We start from the raw sequence: 4,077 nt of genomic DNA, 5'->3' as shown, positions 1-4,077 counted from the left end.
ATCATATATTACTAGCCCAGAGGCAACGTCAGGATTCATATATATGACACCAATCATCCAGACCACCAACCTGAAAAAAACCTACGGAGACGTGACTGCAGTAAACAGCATCACCCTCTCGGTTGAAAAAGGAGCACTTTTCGGACTGCTCGGGCCGAATGGATCAGGAAAGACTACCATGATTAAGATGCTGACCGGACAGATCAGACAAACCAGTGGCTCGGCTCTGGTACTTGGCCGGGAAGTTACATCTGATCCAATATGGGTGAGGCAGCAGGTAGGAATAATTCCTGAACAGGAGACACCACCCAGCTTCCTAACCGCAGTAGAGTACCTTGACCTGGTGGGATCGGTAAGAAATCTGCCTGATATCAGGAGCAAGGCGGATTGGTGGTTTGACTTTCTGGACTTTGCGGACAAAAAGAACGTGCTCTGCAAGGATCTTTCTCGAGGAACACGACAGAAACTCATGCTTGCGCAGGCATTTATTCATCAACCTGAACTCGCATTGATTGATGAACCACTCATCAACTTTGATCCTATCATGCAGAGAAAAGTCAAGGATTTCCTTGTAGATTATGTCAAAACTGGCAATACCATATTTATATCCACCCATATCCTCTCAATAGCCGAGGAGATCTGCTCAGGATTTGCCATCCTCCACAAAGGAAACCTTCTCAAAACCGGCTCGCCACAGGAACTTTCAAGAGAAGGGATAAGCCTCGATGATTACTTCTTGCATCTGGTTGGAAGGGACAAAGATGCGTAAACTCTTCTGGTTGATGCTGAAAGAAGAATGGCGGCTTCATTCCACCATGTTTGGGAGCCTGAGTTTTGCACTCTTCCCAATCATGGTAGGAGGTATCGCATTCATGGGATCGTTCCTGCTTCCATTCATCAGGAAAACGCTCCCACCTGGCAATCTATCTCTGATCCTACACTCAAATTACCTGCTTCTTGGATTCATGGTAGGAGCCTTTGGCCTTCTCGGTAGCGAGGTAATGAACAGGAGGTTTGGACAGGCAAGTCTGATATCTTATGCAGCCAGGACTCTTCCGGTGTCTGACCGGGAGATCTTTGCGACTTTTGTGCTTAAGGATCTCCTGTATTACTTTGTGCTCTGGGTGTTCCCGTTTTCACTCGGCTATCTGCTTGCATCTCCGTTCATCGGTGTCCCGCTGGATCTCCCCCTCCTGCTTAGCCTGACCCTGACAATATCCTTTCTTTCAGGTCTCTCTTTGGTGTTCTTTCTTTCATCACTGTACAGCAGAAGCCATACAGGGCTACTCATAATCATCGGTATACTTATCCTTGGACTTGCAGGATACAGCATCATAACAGGTGACAATCCGGCAAAACTTTTTCCACCCATTATTTTATTTCAGGATTTCTCGCTTTCGCTTCTGGTAGAGAGCCTCATAGGTATTGGTATCTTTTCCACAGTCGGAATCCTGCTGTTTACACCAGAAAACATCGGTGCCTCCAGACAGTATAAAGATCAGATCGTTTCTCTATCCCGGTTATTGTCCAGATTCCCAACACCTGCCCTCTCTGCAAAAGACTTGATAGACCTGTACAGGAGCGGAAGTGCCATCGGACAGACACTCTTCTCATTTCTTATTCCTCTCCTTGTAATCTGGTTTTTTCTTTCACTGACCAGCGATTACCTGCCTAAGAGGAATGTGCTCTTCCTCTATGCCATGACTACCGGGATCATAGCCTCGACAATGTACACCTGGATAACGGCATTTGATTCGTACGCTACATACGCCTGCCTGCCAGTGAAGGTGAAAACAGTTATCATCAGCAAGATAGCCAGTTTTTCGGTACTCCAGGTGATACCGGTTGTATTCCTCGCAATTATCTGTATAATTTCAGGGCAGGCTGTCTACACAGTTCCGGTTATAGTGCTTGCTCTGTCAACTTCGTACTTCACCCTTGGATTAACAATATGGCTTGCAGGGCTTTCGCCAAATATCCTCGTCTATGATGTGAAAGTTATGGCAAGATACTTTATCCTCATCGGTATTGTTACCACGATCTTCAGTTCGATTGCTTTTGCAAATCCCTGGGCCTCACTATCATCAGTGATTTTAGTTGTTCCGGCGTGGTATCTTATACAGATCGGATGTAGAAAATGGGAGTTACACGAGCAACCGATGTACTAGGGTGCAACTGATTATGTTTTTTAAATTTGACAGAACGAAAATTATATATTTATTCAGTTTTTTTCTCAAACCTGAAATTTCCTGATCTGACATCACTGACCCATCGGCTGAACATCTCCATTCCGGCTGCCATGCGTGCTCCGTACTTCATGAAAAACGCCTCTTCTTCAGAAGAAGTTTTAGGAGGAGCAGAGTGGTATGATTCCAGTGCTGCTGTGCCATCATAATCAGTGGCTGAGAACCGAATGTAAAAATCATCATATCCTGCCATCATAGCCTCACCGGTCACGGTAGCAATATGGTATGGATGCTGCACCATCGCAGGGGCAAGATCATTAGAGTACTGGATGCCGGCTGTCCTGATTGCGGCTATCATACTATTGAGATCAGCCATAAATGAAAAACCACCTTCAGGGATGATCGTTCTAACTCCCTCTATTGCTGCACACCGGATAGCGAGCTCTGTTGTCATAATACGATGAATCTCCCGTGTGTCATGCAGATACGTATCCATCGCAGTATTTGGAAGATAGGCAGGTATGGCAGCCTGTTGTACTGGTGTCACGGCTGCGGTATACACTGTTGCAAGAATTTTGATGAACTCATTCTTTAGAATCTGATCAGATCTTTCAGGAAGAATACACGTACCGATACGAAGCCCGCCTGCTGACCGGTCCATCGAGAGTCCATTCAAAACAAATGTCCCTTCCGGATAAATCGAACCCATGCTGATAAATTTTGACAAATCATAGGTGAGAAGGCTGTATGCCTCATTTGCAAGGACGAGTGTGTTAAACTCACGACAAATAGATGCTATCTCCCGGAGATCACTCTCCGTATAGAGGTTCCCGGTCGGGTATCCGGGATTGTTCAGGATCAAGAGATGCTGCGATTTAACGAGTCCTTTCAACATGGCAGCAAGTTGTGGCGGGCGAATCTTATATTGTGATGGGAAATGACCATATAACCGGTAATAGGGTTTATTCAAGATCCTCAGTTGCGGCAGGTATCCAAGCCACCCAGGGGAAGGGACAATAACTGAGCCAGCAATAATGGTGAAAATCGGTAGAACCAAGCCTTTTACCCCATGGCCAATAATAACCCGGTCAGGATCTGCAGAGATATTATAATTTCTTGCATAAAATCCACTTACCGCTTCCCTAAGCTCCAGAAGCCCGGCTGGGTCAGCAAGGGTTCCAGGACATGACTTTCCAGATATCTCTATTCTGATATCATCAGGAATTGGAAATGGAGATTCCGCTTTTCCAAACGAAAAAAAGGAATCACAACATGCAGATGCCTGGCATGCTTTCTTCTGTTCAGATACCAATTGGCTGAACCGTATAGTGTCAGGCTGCTGAATTCGGTCAACCCGTGCATCAATCATAATCCCGGCCACTCTATTATCACCTTGGTGAGAATATCGGAGGAGATTACATATATCTTTTGGTGATGTTTCAGAACAAGACCTGCAACATTGAAAAATATGACAAAAAAGAAAAGGAAATCTTATTCAGTAACCCGGGATTCCTTAACCATTGACCTTACACGTTCAATGATTTCAAGTCTGCCACGATATTCACCTTCGATCTGTTCCTCAATCTGATCAAGAATACTGTCAACAGTCCGGGAGAGGGTATATACTTTTACAGGCCGCCCTTTTTTTTCAGTAATGAGACTCGTTACCTGTGCCCACTTTCGTTCAATCAACTGATTAATAGCGATACTGACTTCAGGTTGCCTGAGGTCTACAATCCGTTCAATCTCCCTTGAAGTGAGATCATATCCCTTGAATAATACAACCAGGACCCGTGCCTCATTACTTTTCAACCCCACATCGGTTAAAATCCTTGAAATTTCCAGATCATTCTCTGAAAACTGTAAACTAATATTCAGATCCATCCATACC

4 protein-coding genes are annotated in these 4,077 nt (G+C 45.0%); 2 read left to right on the top strand and 2 right to left on the bottom strand.

Features of this window, described 5'->3' with window-relative positions; genetic code table 11:
- Nucleotides 1–43 precede the first annotated feature (43 nt).
- Nucleotides 44–769 (top strand): ABC transporter ATP-binding protein, encoded by a 726-nt coding sequence (locus VN429_RS07510; RefSeq protein ID WP_325631615.1) that lies wholly within the window; start codon nt 44–46, stop codon nt 767–769.
- Complete coding sequence (locus VN429_RS07505; protein WP_325631613.1) at nt 762–2,168, top strand: hypothetical protein; 1,407 nt, start codon at nt 762–764, stop codon at nt 2,166–2,168. Before VN429_RS07510 ends, VN429_RS07505 begins: the two co-directional genes overlap by 8 nt.
- Before the next feature lie 49 nt (nt 2,169–2,217).
- Here the strand turns inward: VN429_RS07505 and VN429_RS07500 are convergent, their stop codons facing one another.
- Both VN429_RS07500 and VN429_RS07495 read right to left on the bottom strand, forming a co-directional pair.
- A complete protein-coding gene (locus tag VN429_RS07500) occupies nt 2,218–3,555 on the bottom strand; it encodes a pyridoxal phosphate-dependent aminotransferase (protein ID WP_325631611.1) in 1,338 nt (445 codons plus the stop codon).
- Nucleotides 3,556–3,677: 122 nt separating this feature from the next.
- On the bottom strand, nt 3,678–4,077 hold a 400-nt coding region (locus VN429_RS07495), incomplete at its 5' end, for an MreA family transcriptional regulator (protein WP_325631609.1).

The organism is Methanospirillum sp., assembly GCF_035560735.1.
GTDB lineage: Archaea > Halobacteriota > Methanomicrobia > Methanomicrobiales > Methanospirillaceae > Methanospirillum.
This window is presented reverse-complemented; position numbering and strand designations above follow the sequence as displayed.

Bases quoted from the DNA above. Each gene is read 5' to 3' on its own strand.
- VN429_RS07500 (WP_325631611.1), bottom strand. From the start codon at position 3,555: ATGATTGATGCACGGGTTGACCGAATTCAGCAGCCTGACACTATACGG.
- VN429_RS07505 (WP_325631613.1), top strand. From the start codon at position 762: ATGCGTAAACTCTTCTGGTTGATGCTGAAAGAAGAATGGCGGCTTCAT.
- VN429_RS07510 (WP_325631615.1), top strand. From the start codon at position 44: ATGACACCAATCATCCAGACCACCAACCTGAAAAAAACCTACGGAGAC.